Source organism: Citrobacter sp. CK180, assembly GCF_030333655.1.
Taxonomy (GTDB): Bacteria; Pseudomonadota; Gammaproteobacteria; order Enterobacterales; family Enterobacteriaceae; genus Citrobacter_B; species Citrobacter_B koseri.
Map to the genome: position 1 here is coordinate 61,990 of NZ_JAOWFM010000034.1, position 22,641 is coordinate 84,630.

Annotated in this window: 22 protein-coding genes and 2 tRNA genes; 6 read left to right on the top strand and 18 right to left on the bottom strand. The window is 54.0% G+C overall.

Going from position 1 to position 22,641, the window contains the following annotated elements; genetic code table 11:
* Positions 1-210: 210 nt before the first annotated feature.
* From rho to trxA, 3 genes are all read right to left on the bottom strand, one after another.
* Positions 211-1,470: a transcription termination factor Rho gene (gene rho / locus OGV50_RS04955; protein WP_002437993.1), complete on the bottom strand. Its 1,260-nt coding sequence runs from the start codon at positions 1,468-1,470 to the stop codon at positions 211-213.
* A gap of 78 nt (positions 1,471-1,548) precedes the next feature.
* The gene (locus tag OGV50_RS04960; RefSeq protein ID WP_223849128.1) at positions 1,549-1,641 is read right to left on the bottom strand and encodes a rho operon leader peptide; all 93 of its coding nucleotides are present in this window, start codon (positions 1,639-1,641) and stop codon (positions 1,549-1,551) included.
* Positions 1,642-1,810: 169 nt separating this feature from the next.
* Entirely contained in the window at positions 1,811-2,140 is a 330-nt protein-coding gene (gene trxA, locus OGV50_RS04965) for a thioredoxin TrxA (RefSeq protein ID WP_001280776.1), read from the bottom strand.
* Positions 2,141-2,283: 143 nt separating this feature from the next.
* Here trxA and rhlB point away from each other — a divergent pair, with 143 nt between their 5' ends.
* Entirely contained in the window at positions 2,284-3,549 is a 1,266-nt protein-coding gene (rhlB, locus tag OGV50_RS04970; protein WP_012131132.1) for an ATP-dependent RNA helicase RhlB, read from the top strand.
* Positions 3,550-3,557: 8 nt separating this feature from the next.
* On the top strand, positions 3,558-5,042 hold the full coding sequence (gppA, locus tag OGV50_RS04975; RefSeq protein WP_071258127.1) for a guanosine-5'-triphosphate,3'-diphosphate diphosphatase: 1,485 nt from the start codon (positions 3,558-3,560) through the stop codon (positions 5,040-5,042).
* A gap of 47 nt (positions 5,043-5,089) precedes the next feature.
* On the opposite strand, the gene rep is transcribed toward gppA, so the two are convergent.
* From rep to OGV50_RS04995, 4 genes are all read right to left on the bottom strand, one after another.
* A complete protein-coding gene (gene rep / locus OGV50_RS04980; RefSeq protein ID WP_049009050.1) occupies positions 5,090-7,111 on the bottom strand; it encodes a DNA helicase Rep in 2,022 nt (673 codons plus the stop codon).
* A gap of 99 nt (positions 7,112-7,210) precedes the next feature.
* A complete protein-coding gene (gene pnuC / locus OGV50_RS04985) occupies positions 7,211-7,939 on the bottom strand; it encodes a nicotinamide riboside transporter PnuC (RefSeq protein ID WP_047460031.1) in 729 nt (242 codons plus the stop codon).
* On the bottom strand, positions 7,939-8,682 hold the full coding sequence (locus OGV50_RS04990) for a nucleoside phosphorylase (RefSeq protein WP_199977721.1): 744 nt from the start codon (positions 8,680-8,682) through the stop codon (positions 7,939-7,941). Before OGV50_RS04990 ends, pnuC begins: the two co-directional genes overlap by 1 nt.
* 28 nt (positions 8,683-8,710) lie before the next feature.
* A complete protein-coding gene (locus OGV50_RS04995; protein ID WP_024130094.1) occupies positions 8,711-9,412 on the bottom strand; it encodes a Crp/Fnr family transcriptional regulator in 702 nt (233 codons plus the stop codon).
* Positions 9,413-9,606: 194 nt separating this feature from the next.
* On the opposite strand from OGV50_RS04995, the gene ppiC reads away from it, so the two are divergent.
* Positions 9,607-9,888 carry a peptidylprolyl isomerase PpiC gene (gene ppiC, locus OGV50_RS05000; RefSeq protein ID WP_001140251.1) on the top strand — a complete coding sequence of 94 codons (282 nt, stop codon included), beginning with the start codon at positions 9,607-9,609 and terminating at the stop codon, positions 9,886-9,888.
* A gap of 119 nt (positions 9,889-10,007) precedes the next feature.
* Here the strand turns inward: ppiC and ilvC are convergent, their stop codons facing one another.
* Positions 10,008-11,483 (bottom strand): ketol-acid reductoisomerase, encoded by a 1,476-nt coding sequence (gene ilvC / locus OGV50_RS05005; RefSeq protein ID WP_012131124.1) that lies wholly within the window; start codon positions 11,481-11,483, stop codon positions 10,008-10,010.
* Between the two features lie 165 nt (positions 11,484-11,648).
* On the opposite strand from ilvC, the gene ilvY reads away from it, so the two are divergent.
* On the top strand, positions 11,649-12,539 hold the full coding sequence (gene ilvY, locus OGV50_RS05010; protein WP_024130093.1) for an HTH-type transcriptional activator IlvY: 891 nt from the start codon (positions 11,649-11,651) through the stop codon (positions 12,537-12,539).
* 92 nt (positions 12,540-12,631) lie between these two features.
* Here ilvY and ilvA read toward each other — a convergent pair whose 3' ends face one another.
* The 7 genes from ilvA to ilvL all read right to left on the bottom strand — a co-directional run bounded on the left by ilvA (position 12,632) and on the right by ilvL (position 19,187).
* Positions 12,632-14,176, bottom strand: coding sequence for a threonine ammonia-lyase, biosynthetic (ilvA, locus tag OGV50_RS05015; protein ID WP_047463829.1), 1,545 nt, complete (start codon positions 14,174-14,176; stop codon positions 12,632-12,634).
* A gap of 2 nt (positions 14,177-14,178) precedes the next feature.
* Complete coding sequence (ilvD, locus tag OGV50_RS05020) at positions 14,179-16,029, bottom strand: dihydroxy-acid dehydratase (RefSeq protein ID WP_112002541.1); 1,851 nt, start codon at positions 16,027-16,029, stop codon at positions 14,179-14,181.
* A gap of 66 nt (positions 16,030-16,095) precedes the next feature.
* On the bottom strand, positions 16,096-17,025 hold the full coding sequence (gene ilvE / locus OGV50_RS05025; protein ID WP_012131120.1) for a branched-chain-amino-acid transaminase: 930 nt from the start codon (positions 17,023-17,025) through the stop codon (positions 16,096-16,098).
* 17 nt (positions 17,026-17,042) lie between these two features.
* Positions 17,043-17,306, bottom strand: a complete 264-nt coding sequence (gene ilvM, locus OGV50_RS05030; protein ID WP_012131119.1) for an acetolactate synthase 2 small subunit — start codon at positions 17,304-17,306, stop codon at positions 17,043-17,045.
* Positions 17,303-18,949, bottom strand: a complete 1,647-nt coding sequence (gene ilvG / locus OGV50_RS05035) for an acetolactate synthase 2 catalytic subunit (protein ID WP_115626141.1) — start codon at positions 18,947-18,949, stop codon at positions 17,303-17,305. The genes ilvM and ilvG overlap by 4 nt, the downstream gene beginning before the upstream one ends.
* 2 nt (positions 18,950-18,951) lie before the next feature.
* Positions 18,952-19,002 (bottom strand): peptide IlvX, encoded by a 51-nt coding sequence (gene ilvX / locus OGV50_RS23575; protein WP_202401504.1) that lies wholly within the window; start codon positions 19,000-19,002, stop codon positions 18,952-18,954.
* A gap of 86 nt (positions 19,003-19,088) precedes the next feature.
* Positions 19,089-19,187, bottom strand: coding sequence for an ilv operon leader peptide (gene ilvL / locus OGV50_RS05040; protein WP_001311244.1), 99 nt, complete (start codon positions 19,185-19,187; stop codon positions 19,089-19,091).
* Positions 19,188-19,538: 351 nt separating this feature from the next.
* Here ilvL and OGV50_RS05045 point away from each other — a divergent pair, with 351 nt between their 5' ends.
* Entirely contained in the window at positions 19,539-21,059 is a 1,521-nt protein-coding gene (locus tag OGV50_RS05045) for a YifB family Mg chelatase-like AAA ATPase (protein ID WP_071258123.1), read from the top strand.
* A 25-nt stretch (positions 21,060-21,084) separates the two neighbouring features.
* On the opposite strand, the gene maoP is transcribed toward OGV50_RS05045, so the two are convergent.
* Complete coding sequence (gene maoP, locus OGV50_RS05050; RefSeq protein WP_012131115.1) at positions 21,085-21,423, bottom strand: macrodomain Ori organization protein MaoP; 339 nt, start codon at positions 21,421-21,423, stop codon at positions 21,085-21,087.
* A gap of 106 nt (positions 21,424-21,529) precedes the next feature.
* Between maoP and hdfR the strand changes: the two genes are divergently transcribed.
* On the top strand, positions 21,530-22,375 hold the full coding sequence (gene hdfR / locus OGV50_RS05055; RefSeq protein ID WP_161799994.1) for an HTH-type transcriptional regulator HdfR: 846 nt from the start codon (positions 21,530-21,532) through the stop codon (positions 22,373-22,375).
* Between the two features lie 103 nt (positions 22,376-22,478).
* Here the strand turns inward: hdfR and OGV50_RS05060 are convergent.
* Together OGV50_RS05060 and OGV50_RS05065 are read right to left on the bottom strand one after the other, a co-directional pair.
* Positions 22,479-22,554, bottom strand: a tRNA-Trp gene (locus OGV50_RS05060).
* Positions 22,555-22,562: 8 nt separating this feature from the next.
* A tRNA-Asp gene (locus tag OGV50_RS05065) sits at positions 22,563-22,639 on the bottom strand.
* Positions 22,640-22,641 lie beyond the last annotated feature (2 nt).

A 22,641-nucleotide genomic window follows, 5' to 3' on the forward strand; every position in this document is an offset into this window, starting at 1 on the left:
CAGAAGTATAACCATGACGGCGCTTATTCAGAAGGGAAACCCTGTTCTGAATCAGGCAGTTTTGTATATTTATCAACCACACGATACAAAATCATAATGAAACATAGCGTAGCGGTATGATATAGCGACTTTTGTCAATGTGCCGCTAAGATGACAGACATAAAAGAAAAACGCCACGTAAAAACGTGGCGTTTTCGGTATCAGCCGGACTTACGAGCGCTTCATCATGTCGAAGAAGTCGTCGTTGGTCTTGGTCATTGCCAGCTTGTTAATGAGGAATTCCATCGCGTCGATTTCACCCATCGGATGGATGATTTTGCGCAGAATCCACATTTTCTGTAGCTCTTCCTGAGTGGTGAGCAGCTCTTCTTTACGCGTACCGGAACGGTTGTAGTCGATAGCCGGGAAGACGCGTTTTTCAGCGATCTTACGGGAGAGGTGCAGCTCCATGTTACCGGTGCCTTTAAACTCTTCGTAGATCACTTCATCCATCTTAGAACCGGTGTCGATCAGCGCCGTTGCGATAATGGTCAGGCTGCCGCCCTCTTCCACGTTACGCGCCGCGCCGAAGAAACGCTTCGGACGGTGCAGGGCGTTGGCGTCTACACCACCGGTCAGGACTTTACCGGAAGCCGGCACCACGGTGTTGTAGGCGCGAGCCAGACGAGTGATGGAGTCGAGCAGAATGATGACGTCTTTTTTGTGTTCAACCAGACGCTTCGCCTTCTCGATTACCATTTCAGCAACCTGAACGTGACGGGATGCCGGTTCGTCGAAGGTGGAAGCAACCACTTCACCTTTTACCAGACGCTGCATTTCGGTCACTTCTTCTGGACGTTCGTCGATCAGCAGCACCATCAGTACGCAGTCAGGGTGGTTGTAAGCAATGCTCTGCGCGATGTTCTGCAACAGCATAGTTTTACCCGCTTTCGGCGGTGCGACGATCAGACCACGCTGACCACGGCCAATCGGGGAAGCCAGATCCAGTACGCGAGCCGTTAAATCTTCAGTAGAACCGTTACCACGTTCCATACGCAGACGTGAGTTCGCGTGCAGCGGCGTTAAGTTCTCAAAGAGGATTTTATTACGGGCGTTTTCAGGTTTGTCGTAGTTAACTTCGTTAACTTTCAACAGCGCAAAGTAACGTTCGCCTTCTTTTGGCGGGCGAATCTTACCAGAAATGGTGTCACCAGTGCGGAGGTTGAAACGGCGGATTTGGCTGGGAGAAACGTAGATGTCATCAGGACCGGCGAGGTAGGAGCTGTCTGCAGAGCGGAGGAAACCAAATCCATCCTGCAATATCTCCAGCACACCGTCACCAAAGATATCTTCGCCACTCTTTGCGTGCTGCTTCAGGATGGCAAAAATAATGTCCTGCTTGCGCATACGAGCCAGGTTTTCCAGCCCCATATTTTCGCCGAGAGTGATCAGCTCAGAAACCGGCGTATTCTTTAATTCGGTAAGATTCATAATGGTGTGAGTTCTTAAACTTGGGGTAAATCTCGAACTTAATGTTGTGAATGGTATGGCAGGATCATCCATGCCTGTTTACGGCCACCAACTCATGTCTGTTCGCTGTCTGGTCACAGGAAAGTACACAGAACTGAAACGACAAGACGGATTGAGTGACAAGCCAGGAATCTGTTCACTTCTCGCGCGAGAAAAAACGGGAAGCGTTGGAAAAAACAAGACTCAAACTTAATAAGGTATGTTTAATACGAAGTCAACACTAAGTTAGCACGACTCAAGCCGGGCGTCCAGTCATCCGAATAATTTAGGATGCTGGTCACCCGAACATGAAACTTCCGTCTTACGCCAGGTTGGCGTCGAGGAACTCTTTCAGCTGACCTTTGGACAGTGCGCCCACTTTGGTTGCTGCGACTTCACCGTTTTTGAACAACAGCAGGGTCGGGATGCCACGGATACCATACTTCGGCGCGGTGCCTGGGTTTTGGTCGATGTTCAGTTTAGCAACCGTCAATTTGCCCTGATATTCGTCAGCGATTTCATCCAGAATCGGGGCGATCATTTTGCACGGTCCGCACCACTCTGCCCAGAAATCAACGAGGATAGCCCCGTCCGCTTTGAGTACATCCGTGTCAAAACTGTCGTCAGTCAGGTGAATAATTTTATCGCTCATAATAACTCCACAGGAATAAGCCTGGTGTGTTGGTTTCGCCTTCATCAACGACGTGTTGATGTCGCATTAACCAACTAAAGGTTGACTTTATTTCACCGGATACGCTTTCGTAAAGCAATAGTAAGCTGATATTCTACCACACTATGAGCAAAACACATTTAACAGAACAGAAGTTTTCCGACTTCGCCCTGCACCCAAAGGTGATAGAAGCCCTTGAAAATAAAGGGTTTCATAATTGTACGCCCATTCAGGCATTGGCCCTCCCGCTAACGCTGGCGGGTCGTGATGTCGCAGGGCAGGCGCAAACCGGAACCGGAAAAACGATGGCGTTCCTGACGTCTTCGTTTCATTATCTTCTCTCTCATCCCGCGATTGACGATCGCAAGGTGAACCAGCCGCGCGCCTTAATTATGGCGCCGACGCGTGAGTTGGCCGTGCAGATCCACGCCGATGCGGAACCGCTGGCGCAGACCACCGGCCTGAAATTAGGCCTGGCCTACGGCGGTGACGGCTACGACAAACAGCTGAAAGTGCTGGAAAGCGGCGTCGATATTCTGATCGGCACCACGGGTCGTCTGATCGACTACGCGAAACAAAACCACATTAACCTCGGCGCCATTCAGGTCGTCGTATTGGATGAAGCCGATCGCATGTACGATCTGGGCTTTATTAAAGACATCCGCTGGCTGTTCCGCCGCATGCCGCCGGCCAATCAGCGTCTGAACATGCTGTTCTCCGCAACCCTCTCTTACCGTGTTCGCGAACTGGCGTTCGAGCAGATGAACAACGCCGAATATGTTGAAGTGGAACCGGAACAAAAGACAGGCCACCGTATTAAAGAAGAGCTCTTCTACCCTTCTAACGAAGAGAAGATGCGTTTGCTGCAAACGCTGATCGAAGAAGAGTGGCCGGATCGCGCCATTGTTTTCGCCAATACCAAGCACCGCTGCGAAGACATCTGGGGGCATCTGGCAGCTGACGGTCATCGTGTCGGCCTGTTGACCGGCGACGTTGCGCAGAAAAAACGTCTGCGTATTCTCGACGAGTTTACCCGTGGCGATCTCGATATCCTCGTTGCAACCGACGTTGCCGCGCGCGGTCTGCACATTCCGGCCGTAACGCACGTCTTTAACTATGACCTGCCGGATGACTGCGAAGACTACGTTCACCGTATCGGACGTACGGGTCGCGCAGGAGCGAGCGGTCACTCTATCAGCCTGGCCTGTGAAGAGTACGCGCTGAACCTGCCTGCCATTGAGGCTTATATTGGTCACTCTATCCCGGTCAGCAAATATAACCCGGAAGCGCTGATGACCAATTTGCCGAAGCCGTTGCGCCTGACGCGCTCGCGCCCAGGCAATGGACCGCGTCGCACCGGCGCGCCGCGTAATCGTCGTCGTTCAGGTTAACGTAATATATGCTCACTTCCACTTCGCTGTATGCCGCAATTGATCTCGGTTCCAATAGTTTTCATATGCTGGTTGTACGCGAGGTGGCTGGAAGCATCCAGACGCTCACGCGAATCAAGCGCAAGGTGCGTCTGGCTGCGGGCCTGAACAGTGATAATTCGCTTTCCGCTGAAGCAATGGAGCGCGGCTGGCAATGCCTGCGCCTTTTCGCTGAACGTCTACAGGATATTCCTCAACCGCAAATCTGCGTCGTCGCCACGGCAACGCTGCGTCTCGCCGTCAATGCGGGCGAGTTTATCGCCAAAGCGCAGGAGATCCTCGGTTGCCCTGTCCAGGTCATTAGCGGCGAAGAAGAAGCGCGGCTGATTTATCAGGGGGTTGCCCATACCACCGGCGGCGCCGATCAGCGTCTGGTGGTCGATATTGGCGGCGCCAGCACCGAACTGGTCACCGGAACCGGCGCACAAACCACCTCTTTGTTTAGCCTGTCAATGGGCTGCGTCACCTGGCTTGAACGCTACTTTACCGATCGCAATCTGGCGCAAGAAAATTTCGATGAAGCGGAAAAAGCCGCGCGTGAAGTGCTGCGTCCGGTCGCCGATGAGCTACGCAAGCATGGCTGGAAAGTCTGCGTAGGCGCGTCTGGCACCGTCCAGGCGTTGCAGGAAATCATGATGGCGCAGGGCATGGATGAGCGCATCACATTGGCGAAACTTCAACAGCTGAAGCAACGCGCAATTCATTGCGGCCGTCTGGAAGAGCTGGAAATTGAAGGGTTAACGCTGGAACGCGCGCTGGTATTCCCCAGCGGTCTGGCCATTCTGATCGCGATTTTCACCGAACTGGACATCCAGTGTATGACGCTTGCGGGCGGAGCGCTGCGCGAAGGGTTGGTGTATGGCATGCTGCATCTGGCGGTGGATCAGGATATTCGCAGCCGCACGCTGCGTAACATTCAGCGTCGGTTTATGGTCGATACCGAACAGGCGCATCGCGTAGCGGATCTGGCGGTAAACTTTCTCGATCAGGTGGAAGATAAGTGGCATCTTGAGCCGATCAGTCGCGAACTCCTGACCAGTGCCTGTCAGCTGCATGAAATCGGCCTGAGCGTTGATTTTAAACAGGCGCCGCAGCACGCGGCTTATCTGGTGCGTAATCTGGATTTACCGGGATTCACCCCCGCGCAAAAGAAACTGTTAGCCACCCTGTTGTTAAATCAGACCAACCCGATCGACCTCTCTTCCCTCCACCAGCAGAATGCGGTGCCGCCGCGCGTCGCTGAACATCTTTGTCGCCTGTTGCGTCTGGCGATCATTTTTGCCAGCCGTCGCCGTGACGATCTGGTGCCACAGATTACGTTGCAGGCGCAGGATGAGAATCTGACGTTAACCTTGCCGCAAGGGTGGCTGGAGCATCACCCGCTGGGTAAAGAGTTGATCGAGCAGGAAAGCCAGTGGCAAAGCTATGTCCACTGGCCTTTGGACGTTCATTAGATGCTGGCAGCCGGATGGCGCTTACGCTTATCCGGCCTGGAAAATACCTACTTCGCTTTTGCTTTCGCCATCATGGCGCGGATATTGGCTATGCTGGCCTGCCCTTTCTGCATCCGCTCCTCGGCCGTTACCACTTTACGCTCCTGCTCCCAGATAAGATCGTCCTGCGGCAGTTCCAGCAAAAAGCGGCTTGGTTCCGGGCGCACCAGTTCGCCGTACTGACGACGCTCTTTGCACAGCGTGAAGATCAGCTCTTTCTGCGCGCGGGTGATCCCCACATAGGCCAGACGGCGCTCCTCATCGATATTGTCTTCGTCAATGCTGCTCTGGTGCGGCAGGAATCCTTCTTCCATTCCCACCATAAACACGTACGGGAACTCCAGCCCTTTCGAGGCATGCAGCGTCATGAGCTGTACCTGATCCAACTCTTCTTCACTTTCACCACGCTCCATCATGTCGCGTAGCGTAAAGCGCGTCACCACCTGGGTGAGCGTCATGGGTTCGTCAAGTTCGTTACCTTCAAGCATTTCGGTCATCCAGCTAAACAGCTGGTTGACGTTCTTCATGCGCATTTCCGCCGCTTTTGGGCTCGGCGAGGTCTCATACAACCAGGATTCGTAATCAATACCGTGGATGAGATCGCGCACGGCGGCAATCGGCTCACGCTCCGCCAGACGCTGAATTTCCCCCAGCCAATGGGTGAAGCGGGTCAGTGAATCATAGCCGCGCCCGGTCAGCGTCTGGTTCAGCCCCACATCAAAACTGGCGGTAAACAGACTCTTGTTGCGCGTCATCGCCCATTCGCCCAGCTTTTGCAGCGTGGCCGGGCCGATTTCTCGTTTTGGCGTATTCACAATCCGCAGGAAAGCGCTGTCATCATCCGGGTTGGTCAGTACGCGCAGATAGGCCAGCAGGTCTTTAATCTCCGGGCGGGAGAAAAACGACGTGCCGCCAGAAATTTTGTAGGGAATACGGTTCTGCATAAGGAATTTTTCAAACACCCGCGACTGGTGGTTCCCGCGATACAAAATGGCGTAATCCTTGTATTCAGTCTTATTCACAAAGTGATGAGCAATCAGCTCGCCGGTGACGCGTTCGGCCTCGTGCTCTTCATTGTTCGCGCTCAGCACCTTGAGTTCCGCGCCATAGCCCAGTTCAGAAAAGAGGCGTTTTTCAAAGACGTGAGGGTTATTGGCAATCAGGATATTCGCCGCTTTCAGAATGCGCCCGGAGGAACGATAGTTCTGCTCCAGCTTGATCACCTGTAGCGCCGGGAAATCCTTACTCAACAACACCAGGTTTTGCGGACGCGCGCCGCGCCAGGAGTAGATCGACTGGTCATCATCACCCACCACCGTAAAGCGCGCGCGACTTCCCACCAGCAGCTTCACCAGTTCATACTGACTGGTGTTGGTATCCTGGTATTCATCCACCAGCAGATAGCGAATCCTGTTCTGCCAGCGCTCACGCACCTCTTCATTACGCTGTAGCAGCAGCGTCGGCAATAGAATCAGGTCGTCAAAATCGAGCACATTGCAGGCCTTCAGATGCGCATCGTACAGACCATAACAGTGAGCGAAGATGCGGTCGCGCTCCCCTTTTGCGCTTGCCGCCGCCTGAGCGGGCGTCATCAGATCGTTTTTCCAGTTAGAGATCGTCGAGATCAGCTGTTGCAAGATAACTTTGTCATCCTCAATCAGACCGTCAGTCAGCTCTTTCAGCAATGCGACCTGATCGGTATCGTCAAACAGCGAAAAGTTCGATTTCATCCCCAACGCCGCATATTCACGTTTGATGATATCCAGCCCCAGCGTATGGAAAGTGGAGATCATCAGCCCGCGCGCCTCTTTACGCCCCAGCGTTTGCCCGACACGCTCTTTCATTTCACGTGCCGCTTTATTGGTAAAGGTCACTGCCGCAATATGGCGCGCCTGATAGCCGCAACCACGAATCAGATGGGCGATTTTATTGGTAATAACGCGAGTCTTACCAGAACCCGCGCCCGCCAGCACCAGGCAGGGACCGGTGACGAATTCGACAGCGTGTTGTTGGCCGGGGTTTAAACGCATGGGAATATTGCTCAATCTTCGAACGGGGGAAGGATTGTAGCAGAAAGCAGGGCCGAGGGAGTAACAGGCTGCCCTTTCAGACAGCCTGGAAAGCGTTAATCAGGAGGCGCTGGCGGCAAGCGGCGTATAGCCGTTGCGTTTTGCGCTCAGGACCCAGCTGTACGATCCCATAATCGCAATCGCCGTTAGCAGGACATACTCCAGAGACATCGCATAGACGCCCTGTACCGCGTAAATCACCACGCTAATGACGTCGATAAGCACCCACAGCAGCCAGTTTTCCACATATTTGCGGGTCATCAGCACCATCGCCGCAATTGACAGCACCAGCATGGTGGAATCCCAGAACGGGAACGCGTCCGGCTGTAGCTCTGGCATCGCCACCTGAACTCCTACCGTTTGCAGCATCCCGAGCATAATATGGGTCAGCATGGCGAACACCGGGTCGATAAACCGCGTCATCAGCAGGATGGCGACAATACACACACCACTCAGCACCAGCGTTTGCTGGCGGGAGAGCCAGCGCACCTTCAGCGCCGCCTCTTGCGCCTCATTCTGACGGCTCCACGCATACCAGCCATAGATATTGGCGGCAAAGAAGAACACCTGAAGCAGCAGGCTGGCATATAGCTGAATCTGGAAAAAGATCGCGGCAAACAGGGTGACGTTAATCAGACCAAACAGGTAATTGATGATTTTTTCCCGGCTGGCGCACCAGATGCACAATAAACCAAAGACCGTGCCGATAGCCTCAATCCACGACAGCGCATACCCGCCTTCGCCGAGAGGAATGTTGACCATCACGTTGTTAATACTGAAAAAGTCCATCACTGCTCTCCTTGCTGGCTATCGAAATAAATGGCCTGTAGCGCCAGGGAAATCTGACGTTCTTCACCCTGCAGGCACAGCGTTTCCTGTTGAACATAATCATTAATACTGCTGTCCAGACAGCCGTTGTGGGCAACGACCACGTTCAGCAACGACGCCGTACGCAGCCCACGTAATGCGCCGACCACCATCAGCGCCGCCGTTTCCATATCCGCCCCGAGAATGCCGCGCGCTGACCATTCCGCATCCAGTTCAGCTTCACGATCGGTATAAAAGCTGTCGTGGCTGCGCACCAGTCCGTAAATCGCAGGAATGTTCATCTGCTTCGCCTGCTGGATCAACGTGGCGATAAGCTGCGGGTCTGCGCAGGCCGGATAGCAGGCTGGCGCGTAGGTTTTGCTGGTGCCGTCATCGGCGACCGCACCGTTGGCGATAATCAGATCGCCCAGCGCCAGCGTATCCTGCAATGCCCCACAGCTACCGATGCGAATCAGCGTGTCCACGCCAATCTGCCGTAACTCTTCAATGGCAATGGCCGTTGATGGCCCGCCGATTCCCGTCGACAGCACCAGAATCTCAATCCCTTTATATGTGCCGCGCGCCGCCCGAAATTCCCGGTTTTGCCCCAGTATCTCAGGGTTATCAAGAAAGTGGGCGATCCTGTCCACCCGCTCAGGATCGCCGGGCAATAGCGCATACCGCGCACCGGTCATGCTATTGCTTAATCGAATATGGGGTTGCATCTTCTGTCTCCTTACTGTGCTGAGGGACTCAGATCTCCGCCTCCTGTTTCAGTTTTTCAGGGGCTAATAAGACGATCCGCTCACCGTCGGTATCAATAATTTTCAGCGATTTCAGATCGTGCAAAATACGGTTGATACTGCGCGTCGTCGCCGCAAATTCCTGACTGAGATTTTGTTTATCCAGCAAAATCGTGGTCGATTCATCATGTTGATATCGCTGCCATAATGCCTGGCAAACCCGTTGATACAGCGAGTACAAATTGTCGCTGCTGGCCTTTTTCGACAACTGATAATATTGCTGGCTGAAAAAGCGCAGCATCCGCTGGTTAAAATGGTTATCCAACGCCAGCCAGCGATGAAAATCCGCCTGCGGCAGGCTTAACAACTGAACGCTGCCAACCGCCATCACCGAGCAGATGTAATGCCGCGACTCAAAAATCTCCAGCTCGCCCAGCATGTCGCCTTTGCGGTAATGTGCCTGCCGATAACGGCGCCCGTCTTCAGCTTCGTAAAAGACATCCACCTCACCGGAAACAATCAGCGAGAATTGCCGACAAATGTCGCCCTGACGGCAAATCAGCGCTCCGCGAGGTATTTCCTCAACGCGCCAGCGCTGCATGATGTCCAGCGGGCAATATTTGAGCAGCTCATACAGCTGCGGATCGCGTACGATTTGGGTTAGCCCTGTCAGCCAGTCGCCTGAAAATTCTGCGTTTTTCATTGAGCTCATGTTATCTCTCTCCTGAGATGGAAAGACAGGACGGCTGTCCTGTTGCAGAGGGAATATGTCTGATAAAAGTGTCGTTCATCTCCCGGTTCATTAAACCCGGCGGGACATCTGTCCTGCGATGGCGAAGAGTATATGTCCGACGCCCTAAGGAATGATAAAGTGGCGGGCAACCTTTGAGACATGAGAGCGAAATAATGGCGAAAACCGCAGCAGCACTGCATATCCTGGTAAAAGAAGAGAAGCTGGCGCTGGATCTTCTGGAACAAATCAAGAATGGCGCCGACTTTGGCAAACTGGCGAAAAAGCACTCTATCTGCCCGTCAGGCAAAAGAGGCGGTGACTTAGGTGAGTTTCGTCAGGGCCAGATGGTTCCGGCGTTCGACAAAGTGGTCTTCTCCTGCCCGGTGCTGGAGCCAACCGGCCCACTGCACACCCAGTTCGGATACCACATCATTAAGGTGCTGTATCGCAACTAATAAAAAGCCCGGAGGTTCATACTCCGGGCTTTTTTGCCTGATGGCGCTTCGCTTATCAGGCCTACGAAATAATGGCTTTTTGTAGGTCGGGTAAGCGCTAGCGCCACCCGACAACCTGTTTAACCAGCTACCGCAATGCGTTTCATATCAGTCATATAGCCACGCAGCTTCTGGCCCACTTTCTCAATAGCGTGGCCACGAATCGCTTCGTTCACATCACGCAACTGTGCGTTGTCAACCGCGCCTTCAGCAATCGCTTTACCCAGATCGCCCGGTTGAATTTCAGTCATGAACGCTTTCAGCAACGGTACGCAAGCGTAAGAGAACAGGTAGTTGCCGTACTCGGCGGTATCAGAGATAACCACGTTCATTTCATACAGACGCTTACGGGCGATGGTGTTGGCGATCAGCGGCAGTTCGTGCAGTGACTCATAGTACGCAGACTCTTCGATGATGCCGGAATCCACCATGGTTTCGAATGCCAGCTCAACGCCCGCTTTCACCATCGCGATCATCAGTACGCCTTTATCGAAGTACTCCTGCTCACCGATTTTACCTTCATACTGCGGCGCGGTTTCGAATGCGGTTTTACCGGTCTCTTCACGCCAGGTCAGCAGTTTCTTATCGTCGTTCGCCCAGTCCGCCATCATACCGGAGGAGAATTCACCGGAGATGATGTCGTCCATGTGTTTCTGGAACAGCGGCGCCATGATGGTTTTCAGCTGTTCAGACAGCGCATAAGCACGCAGTTTTGCCGGATTGGACAGACGATCCATCATCAGCGTAATGCCGCCCTGCTTCAGCGCTTCGGTGATAGTTTCCCAGCCGTACTGAATCAGTTTTTCCGCATATGCCGGGTCGGTACCTTCTTCCACCAGCTTATCGAAGCACAGCAGAGAACCCGCTTGCAGCATACCGCACAGGATGGTCTGCTCGCCCATCAGGTCAGATTTCACTTCCGCCACGAAGGAGGACTCCAGCACGCCCGCACGATGACCGCCAGTTGCCGCCGCCCATGCTTTGGCAATCGCCATCCCTTCGCCTTTCGGATCGTTTTCCGGGTGAACGGCGATCAGCGTCGGTACACCGAAACCACGTTTGTACTCTTCACGGACTTCAGTACCCGGGCACTTCGGCGCCACCATCACCACGGTGATATCTTTGCGGATCTGCTCGCCCACTTCCACAATGTTGAAACCGTGGGAATAACCCAGCGCCGCGCCGTCTTTCATCAGCGGCTGGACGGAACGCACCACGTCGGAGTGCTGTTTGTCCGGCGTCAGGTTAACCACCAGATCGGCCTGCGGGATCAGCTCTTCGTAAGTCCCCACTTTGAAACCGTTTTCGGTCGCTTTACGCCAGGAAGCACGTTTCTCGGCAATCGCCTCTTTACGCAGGGCGTAGGCGATATCCAGACCGGAGTCACGCATGTTCAGGCCCTGGTTCAGCCCCTGAGCGCCACAGCCGACGATGACCACTTTTTTACCCTGAAGGTAGCTCGCGCCATCGGCAAATTCATCGCGGCCCATAAAGCGACATTTACCCAGTTGCGCCAACTGCTGGCGCAGATTCAGTGTATTAAAGTAGTTAGCCATATCTGTAACTCCGTGATGTTGTGTCGTGCTTATTGTTCGGTTCGCTTGCCGTGTCTGTGCAAGAGAGAATGAACTCACTATATGACAGGAAATTTATTGCGGAAATTGATATATTCACAACATCACATTGCAATTTCTGCAACGTAGACATCGGGAGTAAAGCCAGTGGATTTACGCGATCTGAAAACCTTCCTGCATCTGGCGGAAAGTCGCCATTTTGGCCGCAGCGCGCGGGCAATGCACGTTAGCCCTTCCACGCTCTCCCGGCAGATTCAACGCCTCGAAGAGGATCTCGGCCAGCCGCTGTTCATTCGCGATAACCGTACCGTCACGCTCACCGAAGCGGGAGAAGAGCTGCGAACGTTTGCCCAGCAAACGCTGTTGCAGTATCAGCAGTTACGCCACACCATCGACCAACAAGGCCCGTCGCTGTCGGGCGAGCTGCATATCTTCTGCTCGGTCACCGCCGCTTATAGCCATCTGCCGCCCATTCTTGACCGTTTCCGGGCGGAGCATCCCTCTGTGGAAATCAAACTCACCACCGGCGATGCCGCCGATGCGATGGAAAAAGTGGTGACGGGCGAGGCGGATCTGGCGATTGCCGGTAAACCGGAAACCCTGCCCGGGGCGGTCGCGTTTTCAATGCTGGAGAATCTGGCGGTGGTGCTGATAGCTCCCGCATTGCCTTGCCCGGTGCGAAATCAGGTCTCAGTGGATAAACCCGACTGGTCAACGGTGCCGTTTATCATGGCCGATCAAGGCCCGGTGCGTCGCCGTATTGAGCTGTGGTTCCGCCGTCAGAAAATCAGCAATCCGTCGATATACGCGACGGTCGGTGGACATGAAGCGATGGTGTCGATGGTCGCGCTCGGCTGCGGCGTGGCGCTGCTGCCGGAAGTAGTATTGGAAAATAGCCCTGAACCCGTGCGTAACCGCGTGATGATCCTGGAGCGCAGCGACGAGAAAACGCCGTTTGAGCTGGGCGTTTGCGCACAAAAAAAGCGGCTGCATGAGCCGCTTATTGATGCGTTCTGGAACATTCTGCCCAACCACTAGCCGGATGGCGGCGCAAGCGCCTTATCCGGCCTACGGCTCAAAAGAACGTAGGCCTGATAAGCGCAGCGCCATCAGGCATTTTCCCGAACACCCTAACCCGCCAGGAAAAAGCGGAATGCCGGGTTATCGCTTTCGTTGTGGCACTCATAGCCCAGCTCGTTCAGCCGGGTTTCGAAATCAGGCTCGTTTTCGCCCAGTTCGAACGCCGCCAGCACACGACCATAGTCGGTGCCGTGGCTGCGATAGTGGAACAGCGAAATATTCCAGTGCGTTCCCAGCGTGTGCAGAAACTTCAGCAGCGCGCCGGGCGACTCTGGAAATTCGAAACTGTACAGACGTTCCTGCAACGGTTTCGATGGGCGTCCGCCAACCATATAGCGCACATGCAGTTTCGCCATTTCGTCGTCGGAGAGATCCACCACGCTGTAGCCGCCTTCATGCAGCAGCGCGAGAATCTCTTTGCGCTCTTCCAGTCCACGGCTCAGACGGACGCCGACAAAAATGCAGGCATCTTGAGCGTCGGCAAAACGGTAGTTAAATTCGGTAACGGAACGGCCGCCCAGCAGCTGACAAAACTTCAGGAAGCTGCCTTTCTCTTCCGGGATAGTCACCGCCAGCAGCGCTTCGCGCTGTTCACCCAGCTCGCAGCGTTCAGACACATAGCGCAGACCATGAAAGTTCACATTCGCGCCAGAAAGCACATGCGCCAGGCGTTCGCCGCGAATATTGTGTTGGGCGATGTATTTTTTCATCCCCGCCAGCGCCAGCGCACCGGAAGGTTCCGCCACCGCACGCACATCCTCGAACAGATCTTTCATCGCTGCGCAAATCGCATCGCTGTCGACGGTGATAATGTCGTCGAGATATTCCTGGCACAGACGGAAGGTTTCATCGCCGATACGTTTAACCGCCACGCCTTCGGCAAACAGTCCCACACGCGGGAGATCCACCGGATGACCGGCATCCAGCGCCGCTTTCAGGCAGGCCGAATCTTCCGCTTCAACGGCGATCACTTTGATTTGCGGCATCAGTTGTTTGATGAGCACCGCCACGCCTGCCGCCAGTCCACCGCCGCCAACCGGCACGAATACGCGGTCGAGATGCGCATCCTGCTGGAGCAGTTCCAGCGCCAGCGTGCCCTGCCCGGCAATCACCATCGGATGATCGAACGGCGGAACCCAGGTGAAGCCCTGCTGTTGCGCCAGATCGATAGCTTTTGCTTTCGCTTCATCAAAGTTCGCGCCGTGCAGCAGCACTTCCCCGCCAAACCCGCGCACCGCGTCCACTTTGATATCGGCGGTCGCCAGCGGCATCACAATCAATGCTTTCACACCCAAACGCGCGGAGGAGAACGCCACGCCCTGAGCATGGTTACCCGCCGATGCGGTGATAACGCCGTGGGCTTTTTGTTCTTCGGTGAGCCCCGCCATCATCGCGTAGGCTCCGCGCAGCTTGAAGCTGTGTACAGGCTGCCTGTCTTCACGCTTCACGAGAATAACGTTGTCGAGGCGCGAAGAGAGTTTTTCCATTTTTTGCAGCGGCGTCACCTGCGCTGCTTCATATACCGGCGCGCGGAGTACCGCACGCAGGTACTCCGCCCCTTCCGGGGCGGCTGACAGGGGTTGCGACTCGGCCATCATCAACCTCCCAGCTTCGATTTATCGCGTACCGCGCCTTTATCGGCGCTGGTCGCCAGGCTGGCATAAGCACGCAGCGCAAAGGAGACCGGACGCTGACGATCTTTCGGCGTCCAGGCTTTATCACCACGGGCTTCCTGCGCTTCGCGACGCGCGGCGATTTCCGCATCGCTCAGTTGCAGTTGAATACCACGGTTTGGAATATCAATAGCAATCATGTCGCCATTTTCGATGATGGCGATATTACCGCCGCTGGCCGCTTCCGGTGAGACGTGACCGATAGAGAGGCCAGACGTGCCGCCGGAGAAACGGCCATCGGTGATCAGCGCACAGGCTTTACCCAGCCCCATCGATTTCAGGAAGGTGGTCGGGTAGAGCATTTCCTGCATACCAGGCCCCCCCTTCGGCCCTTCGTAGCGAATAACCACCACATCACCGGCAACCACCTTACCGCCGAGGATCGCCTCAACCGCATCGTCCTGGCTTTCATAGACTTTCGCCGGGCCGGTAAATTTCAGGATGCTGTCATCCACGCCCGCAGTTTTTACGATACAGCCGTTTTCAGCAAAGTTACCGTAGAGCACAGCCAGACCGCCATCTTTGCTGTAGGCATGTTCCAGCGAGCGAATGCAGCCTTCGGCGCGGTCGGTATCCAGCGAATCCCAGCGGCAATCCTGCGAGAACGCCTGCGTCGTGCGGATACCCGCCGGGCCTGCACGGAACATCTGTTTTACCGCTTCATTCTGGCTGACCATAACGTCGTACTGCTCCAGCGTTTGCGGCAGCGTCAGACCCAGCACGTTTTTTACATCGCGATTCATCAACCCGGCGCGATCCAGCTCGCCCAGAATACCCAGTACGCCGCCTGCGCGGTGGACGTCTTCCATGTGGTATTTCTGCGTACTTGGCGCGACTTTACACAACTGTGGAACCTTGCGGGAAAGCTTGTCGATATCGCTCATGGTGAAGTCGATTTCCGCTTCCTGCGCCGCCGCCAGCAGGTGTAAAACGGTGTTGGTCGAACCGCCCATGGCGATATCCAGCGTCATGGCGTTTTCAAACGCCGCTTTACTGGCGATATTACGCGGCAGTGCGGAAGCGTCGTCCTGCTCGTAGTAACGTTTAGTCAGCTCAACAATGCGCTTACCGGCATTGAGGAACAGCTGCTTGCGATCGGCGTGGGTTGCCAGCAACGAGCCGTTGCCTGGCTGCGACAGGCCCAACGCTTCCGTCAGGCAGTTCATTGAGTTAGCGGTGAACATCCCGGAACACGACCCACAGGTCGGGCAAGCGGAGCGTTCGACCTGATTACTCTGATCGTCGGAAACTTTCGGGTCCGCGCCCTGAATCATCGCATCAACCAGATCGAGCTTGATGATCTGATCGGAAAGTTTGGTTTTCCCGGCTTCCATCGGGCCGCCGGAGACAAAAATTACCGGAATGTTCAGGCGCAGCGAGGCCATCAGCATCCCTGGGGTGATTTTGTCGCAGTTGGAGATACAGACCATCGCATCCGCACAGTGGGCGTTCACCATGTACTCCACCGAGTCGGCGATCAGTTCGCGAGACGGCAGTGAATACAGCATGCCCCCGTGACCCATAGCGATGCCATCATCCACGGCAATGGTGTTGAACTCTTTGGCGACGCCGCCAGCGGCTTCAATCTGTTCGGCGACCAGCTTACCGAGATCGCGCAGGTGAACGTGACCCGGCACAAATTGGGTGAATGAGTTCACGACGGCGATGATCGGTTTGCCAAAATCGGCATCGGTCATCCCGGTGGCGCGCCACAGCGCGCGGGCACCCGCCATATTGCGACCATGTGTGGTTGTGGCGGAACGATACTTAGGCATGCGTAATTTACTCCCAGTGTCTGTCTGTTAAATGGGACGGTGCGTGCCGTCCCATTTATTTTTAATTTATGGATTTACCTGATCCAACCAGCCCCATTTATCTTCGGTTTCACCGGTGAAGAGGCCAAAGAATGCTTGCTGAATACGTTTAGTGACCGGACCGCAGCGGCCCTCGCCTACCTGGATACCGTCCACGCTGCGAACCGGTGTGATCTCTGCCGCAGTACCGGACATAAACACTTCGTCCGCCAGATACAGAGATTCGCGAGACAGCACCTGCTCACGCACTTCGATATCCAGCTCTTTCGCCAGCTTGATGATCGCATCACGGGTAATACCAGGCAGCGCGGAGGAGGTAAACGGCGGGGTAAACAACACGCCATCTTTCACTTCAAACAGGTTTTCACCTGCGCCTTCGGAAATATAACCATTCACATCCAGCGCGATACCTTCCTGGTAGCCATGACGACGCGCTTCACTCCCTACCAGCAGTGAAGAAAGGTAGTTACCGCCCGCTTTTGCCGCTGTCGGAATGGTATTTGGCGCTGCGCGGTTCCAGGAAGAAACCATCGCATCGATCCCCTGATCCAGCGCTTCTGCGCCCAGGTATGCGCCCCACGGGAACGCCGCGATGATGACGTCAGTGCTGTACCCCGGAGGCGGGTTAACGCCCATCCCTACATCGCCCACAAACACCAGCGGACGAATATATGCGCTGGTCAGGTTGTTTTTACGGATAACGTCGCGGCAGGCTTCCATCAGCTCATCAACGCTCTGGGAGACGGGAAAACGATAGATTTTGGCTGAATCATGCAAACGCTGCATGTGTTCACGATGGCGGAACACCACTGGACCTTTGTGAGAATCGTAGCAACGGATCCCTTCAAACACGGAAGTACCGTAGTGCAGTGCGTGGGACATCACATGAACCTTCGCATCTTCCCAACGAATCATCTCACCATTGAACCAGATGTAATCAGCTTTTTTCGTCGTCATTTTTCTTCCTTTTGCGCTCAGGCGCGGATTTGTTGTGATGTGGTTGTGCTCTGGCAGATAGCAACATGTGCAACATCTACCAGTTTACTTAACTGACTAAACAGTAAGTCGACCGACCGGGGGCTGGCAACGGTCAATTCGATATTTATATTTTGCGCATCGGTGGCGGCTTCCATATTCATGGAGCACACCTGAAAACCACGGTGGCGAACCACGCGTAAAACACGTTCTAACGTTTCCGGGTTGAAGCGAGCCGCCACATTGACCTGATGTTGCATCATGATAATTTCTCCAGCATTTCTGAGTTACTGGCGCCAGGCGGCACCAGGGGCCAGACATTCTCAAGTTCGTCGATTGAGACATGAAGCAGGTATGGCCCATCACTGTTCAGCATGGTGTCGAGCGCCGCTTCAACCTGGTCTTTACGGGTGATGTGTTGGCCAGGAATGCCGAAGGCGCTGGCTAACATGAGGAAATCGGGGTTATCGGTAAGGGTGGTTTCGCTATATCGTTCCTGGAAAAACAGTTGTTGCCATTGTCGAACCATGCCTAACCGCTGGTTATCGAGTAAGACAATCTTCAACGGCAACTGCTTGCGTTTTACGGTGCCCAACTCTTGTACATTCATCATGAAAGAGCCGTCACCGGAGATACAGATAACGGTATCATTCGGCCTCGCAACCTGCGCGCCAACCGCCGCAGGCAGGCCAAAACCCATCGTACCTAAGCCGCTGGAGGTGATGAAATTCTCCGGGCGAGTGTACGTCATATGCTGCGCGGACCACATCTGATGCTGGCCCACATCCGTCGTCACCACGCTGTCTGCGGGTTTACGTTCCGACAGCTGTTTTAACAGCAGCGGCGCATAGATGGCTTCACCGGGATGATCGTAACGCCAGGCGTGCTCAGTACGCAGTTCAGCATTGTGCTGACGCCAGGCGTCAATATTTAACGGTTGCTGTAACGCGGGCAATAATGCGTTCAGATCGCCCTGCAACGCGACATGCGCCTGACGCAGTTTGTTCATTTCCGCCGGATCGATATCCATGTGGATCACGCTGGCGTTCGGCGCAAAGGTATTCAGCTTGCCCGTCACCCGGTCATCAAAACGTGCTCCTACGGCAATCAGCAGATCGCACTCCTGCACCGCAAAGTTTGCCGCTTTAGTGCCATGCATCCCCAACATACCGAGATAATACGGATAGTCGGCATCCACCGCGCCCAGGCCTTTTAACGTGCAGGTCACCGGCATTTGCGTCGCAGCGATAAATTCGCGCAGCGCGGGTACGGCCTGCGCCATGCCTACGCCGCCGCCCACGTACAGCATCGGTTTTTGCGCCTGCGCCATCATCCGACGCGCCTGCTCAACGTCCGCGTGCGGGAAAGCCGTTTCGTTTTCAACGGTGGTGAAATACGGCTCCAGTGAACCATTGGCTAACTGGATATCTTTGGGGATATCAACCAGAACAGGGCCAGGACGACCCGAATTAGCAACCCGGAAAGCCTCAGCCATGATGCGCGGCAGCTCTTCCAGCGATTGCACGAGGAAGCTGTGCTTAGTACATGCCAACGACAGCCCCAGCACATCAACTTCCTGAAAAGCGTCCGTTCCGATGAACGGAGCGGAAACCTGACCCGTGATGGCCACAACCGGCACGGAATCTAACAGTGCGTCAGCCAGACCGGTGATCAAATTGGTAGCGCCAGGGCCGGACGTGGCGATACAGACGCCCGTTTTGCCCGTTGAACGCGCATAGCCGATTGCCGCCATCGCCGCACCCTGCTCGTGACGACACAACAGATGTTCCACGCCGCCGTCATACAACGCATCGTAAACCGGCATAATTGCGCCACCGGGATAACCAAAAACGGTTTCAACGCCCTGTGCTCGCAAAGCATGTACCACCCACTGTGCCCCATTCATAGCTACATCCCCGCCGTAAATCTGGAGAAACAGAATTTTATGCTATTAGTCATTATCTGCTCCTCGTTTATGTTTTTAAGGTCAAAAAAAACCCCCGGACCTTTCGGTGCGGGGGTCTTAGTTCGTTAAGGCTTGATTTCTAAGCCTTTCCTCGTCCAAGTGCAGCCCCGCACGGTGGGATAATAATCACCACCACGCTAATCACGACCAGGCTAATCACTCGTAGAAGGGCTGTCATTTTTGTCTATTCTTGCATCTTGTTCGAAGGAATGCCTAAAGAGTTACCATAGCTTTCGCCAATAGCACAAGATATTTTTATTTTCATTTTTCTGACGCAGCTAACGGTTTAGCAAAAAATCATTGTTTTTTATACAAAAAACAGGAAATGAAAAATTTTCACTTTTTGCCTCATGAACAACAGCAACCCCCATCTTTTTTTCGCATCTGTTATTTTTTGCGAGCACGCTTCCGAACAGCAAAGCATATTTTGAAAAGGCGATAAAATTACCGGAATACGCGCCGAAAGTTAACGATCGTGCAGGATATTCCTGGTTTTTAATGCAGCATAATTCTCTCAACGGGAGGAATTATGTCACTGTCGATTGTTCACACACGCGCCGCACTTGGCGTTAATGCGCCCCCAATAACCATCGAGGTGCATATCAGTAATGGCCTGCCGGGTTTAACAATGGTTGGGCTACCTGAAACGACGGTAAAGGAGGCCCGGGATCGGGTTCGCAGCGCAATCATCAATAGCGGGTATGAATTTCCGGCGAAGAAAATCACCATTAATCTGGCCCCGGCAGATTTACCCAAAGAGGGCGGAAGATATGATTTACCTATCGCAATTGCGCTTCTGGCAGCGTCAGAGCAACTTACAACAAATAAGCTTAATGAATATGAACTGGTGGGCGAACTGGCCCTTACAGGTGCGTTACGTGGCGTTCCAGGCGCGATATCCAGTGCAACCGAGGCGATTCGGGCAGGCAGACATATCATTGTTGCAAAAGAGAATGCAACAGAAGTTGGGCTAATCAGCGGAGAGGGATGCCTGATTGCAGATCATCTGCAAACGGTATGCGCATTTCTGGAAGGGAAACGGGATCTTGAGAAACCAGTCTCTACCGATTCTGACGCCTGTTTACTGCATGACGATCTCAGTGATGTTATCGGTCAGGAACAGGGGAAACGAGGCCTGGAAATCACGGCCGCAGGAGGGCACAACCTGCTGCTGATAGGCCCGCCAGGTACGGGAAAAACCATGCTGGCCAGCCGCATTAATGGGCTACTGCCATCATTAAGCGACAAAGAAGCGCTGGAAAGCGCGGCGATTCTCAGCCTGGTGAACGCCGATACGGTACAAAGGCAGTGGAAACGACGTCCTTTCCGCTCGCCTCATCACAGCGCGTCATTAACGGCAATGGTGGGGGGAGGTTCAATACCCGCGCCAGGAGAAATATCGCTGGCGCACAACGGTATTTTGTTTCTGGATGAACTGCCTGAGTTTGAACGACGCACGCTGGATGCGCTGCGTGAACCTATTGAGTCTGGTCAGATACACCTTTCGCGCACCCGGGCAAAGATCACCTATCCTGCGCGCTTCCAACTGATTGCAGCGATGAATCCCAGCCCGACCGGTCACTATCAGGGGAACCATAATCGCTGTAGCCCGGAACAAACGTTGCGCTACCTCAGCCGTTTATCCGGCCCCTTTCTCGATCGATTCGATCTCTCGCTCGAAATTCCCCTGCCACCGCCCGGTATACTCAGCCAGGCAGCGGTGAAAGGCGAGGACAGCGCTACAGTGAAAGTACGGGTGATATCCGCACGGAAACGCCAGTACGAACGACAGGGGAAGCTAAACGCCCATCTGGACAGCCAGGGTATACGAAAGTACTGTTCTCTACACAGTGATGATGCGCACTGGCTGGAGGAGACGCTGATACATCTGGGATTGTCTATACGAGCCTGGCAGCGCTTACTGAAGGTTGCCCGTACCATTGCCGATCTGGAACAAACGGAGAATATTACGCGCCTGCATTTGCAGGAGGCTGTGGGCTATCGGGCAATAGACAGGCTACTGATTCATTTACAAAAACTACTGACGTAAAAAAAGGGCATTTCGCCCTTTTTTATTAATCATCAGATTCGGTGTAGTCTTCCGCACCTTCCATCTGCGGTTTACCGCCAGACAGAGTGTGGAAACGTTTTGGACGCTTAATACGCGTCATATATTTAGACCAGACGCGTTCTGCTTCTGTCACCGGCTCACGTTCGCCACGGCATACCGCGACAAACAGTCTCTCTTCTTCGGTTACTGGCTCACGTTTCCCCAGATCCAGCTCATTGAAGGCATAACCATGACGTTCAAGCAGTTGTGCCTCTTTGATGGTGAAATCACCATGACGAGAGAATCCGCGTGGATAATATTTGTTGTCGAAATATCGATTAGTCGTCGTAAAGCTTTCCGCCATCCTGCACGCTCCTAATTCTTTGGCCGAGCTATTTATGGCGCGGAGTATTAGTTACGCTTGACAGAGTGTAAAACAAAAGATTTAAATCATTACGACAAATAATTTTGTGGAGAGCGTTGTGGATACGGAATTGTTAAAAACTTTCCTGGAAGTTAGCCGGACACGCCACTTTGGACGAGCGGCAGAAGCGCTCTACCTGACCCAATCGGCGGTCAGTTTTCGGATAAGACAACTGGAAAATCAGCTTGGTGTGAACCTGTTCACCCGGCACAGAAACAATATCCGCTTAACCGCAGCAGGTGAAAAGCTACTACCCTATGCAGAAACGCTGATGAATACGTGGCAGGCGGCACGTAAGGAAGTGGCGCATACATCGCGGCATAATGAGTTTTCTATCGGTGCCAGCGCTTCTCTGTGGGAGTGCATGCTCAATGACTGGCTGGCACGCTTATATCAGTCTCTGGAGCCGCAAGCCAGTCTGCAATTTGAAGCCAGGATCGCTCAACGCCAGTCGTTAGTAAAGCAACTCCATGAACGTCAGCTTGATCTGCTCATTACCACCGAAGCGCCAAAAATGGATGAGTTTAGCAGCCAATTGCTGGGACATTTCACACTCGCGTTGTATTGCAGCAGCCCATCACAGATGAAAGATGAATTAAATTATCTGCGTCTTGAGTGGGGGCCTGATTTTCAACAGCATGAAGTGGGTTTGATTGCGAGCGATGAGGTTCCCGTTCTTACCACCAGTTCAGCTGAACTGGCGAGACAGCAACTGTCTGCTCTTAATGGATGCAGTTGGCTTCCAGTTGGCTGGGCCAAAGAAAAAGGCGGGCTTCATACCGTTGCCGACAGCGCTACGCTTTCACGCCCGTTATATGCAATATGGCTACAAAATAGCGATAAACATACGTTGATCCGCGATCTGTTAAAAACAAACGTCCTGGAAGATTAAAGGGACAGCTATGGCAAGGATGCCGGGAAAGGAGTTGAATGGATATGCTGGGGGTCGTTTTTCAGGCAAAAAAAATCCTTAGCAAATGCTAAGGATAATTTTCTGGCAGGGGCGGAGAGACTCGAACTCCCAACACCCGGTTTTGGAGACCGGTGCTCTACCAATTGAACTACGCCCCTAATTAGGGTGGCGGAACGGACGGGACTCGAACCCGCGACCCCCTGCGTGACAGGCAGGTATTCTAACCAACTGAACTACCGCTCCAC

Bases quoted from the DNA above. Each gene is read 5' to 3' on its own strand.
- rho (WP_002437993.1), bottom strand. From the start codon at position 1,470: ATGAATCTTACCGAATTAAAGAATACGCCGGTTTCTGAGCTGATCACT.
- trxA (WP_001280776.1), bottom strand. From the start codon at position 2,140: ATGAGCGATAAAATTATTCACCTGACTGACGACAGTTTTGACACGGAT.
- rhlB (WP_012131132.1), top strand. From the start codon at position 2,284: ATGAGCAAAACACATTTAACAGAACAGAAGTTTTCCGACTTCGCCCTG.
- gppA (WP_071258127.1), top strand. From the start codon at position 3,558: ATGCTCACTTCCACTTCGCTGTATGCCGCAATTGATCTCGGTTCCAAT.
- rep (WP_049009050.1), bottom strand. From the start codon at position 7,111: ATGCGTTTAAACCCCGGCCAACAACACGCTGTCGAATTCGTCACCGGT.
- pnuC (WP_047460031.1), bottom strand. From the start codon at position 7,939: ATGGACTTTTTCAGTATTAACAACGTGATGGTCAACATTCCTCTCGGC.
- OGV50_RS04990 (WP_199977721.1), bottom strand. From the start codon at position 8,682: ATGCAACCCCATATTCGATTAAGCAATAGCATGACCGGTGCGCGGTAT.
- OGV50_RS04995 (WP_024130094.1), bottom strand. From the start codon at position 9,412: ATGAGCTCAATGAAAAACGCAGAATTTTCAGGCGACTGGCTGACAGGG.
- ppiC (WP_001140251.1), top strand. From the start codon at position 9,607: ATGGCGAAAACCGCAGCAGCACTGCATATCCTGGTAAAAGAAGAGAAG.
- ilvC (WP_012131124.1), bottom strand. From the start codon at position 11,483: ATGGCTAACTACTTTAATACACTGAATCTGCGCCAGCAGTTGGCGCAA.
- ilvA (WP_047463829.1), bottom strand. From the start codon at position 14,176: ATGGCCGAGTCGCAACCCCTGTCAGCCGCCCCGGAAGGGGCGGAGTAC.
- ilvD (WP_112002541.1), bottom strand. From the start codon at position 16,029: ATGCCTAAGTATCGTTCCGCCACAACCACACATGGTCGCAATATGGCG.
- ilvE (WP_012131120.1), bottom strand. From the start codon at position 17,025: ATGACGACGAAAAAAGCTGATTACATCTGGTTCAATGGTGAGATGATT.
- ilvM (WP_012131119.1), bottom strand. From the start codon at position 17,306: ATGATGCAACATCAGGTCAATGTGGCGGCTCGCTTCAACCCGGAAACG.
- ilvG (WP_115626141.1), bottom strand. From the start codon at position 18,949: ATGAATGGGGCACAGTGGGTGGTACATGCTTTGCGAGCACAGGGCGTT.
- ilvL (WP_001311244.1), bottom strand. From the start codon at position 19,187: ATGACAGCCCTTCTACGAGTGATTAGCCTGGTCGTGATTAGCGTGGTG.
- OGV50_RS05045 (WP_071258123.1), top strand. From the start codon at position 19,539: ATGTCACTGTCGATTGTTCACACACGCGCCGCACTTGGCGTTAATGCG.
- maoP (WP_012131115.1), bottom strand. From the start codon at position 21,423: ATGGCGGAAAGCTTTACGACGACTAATCGATATTTCGACAACAAATAT.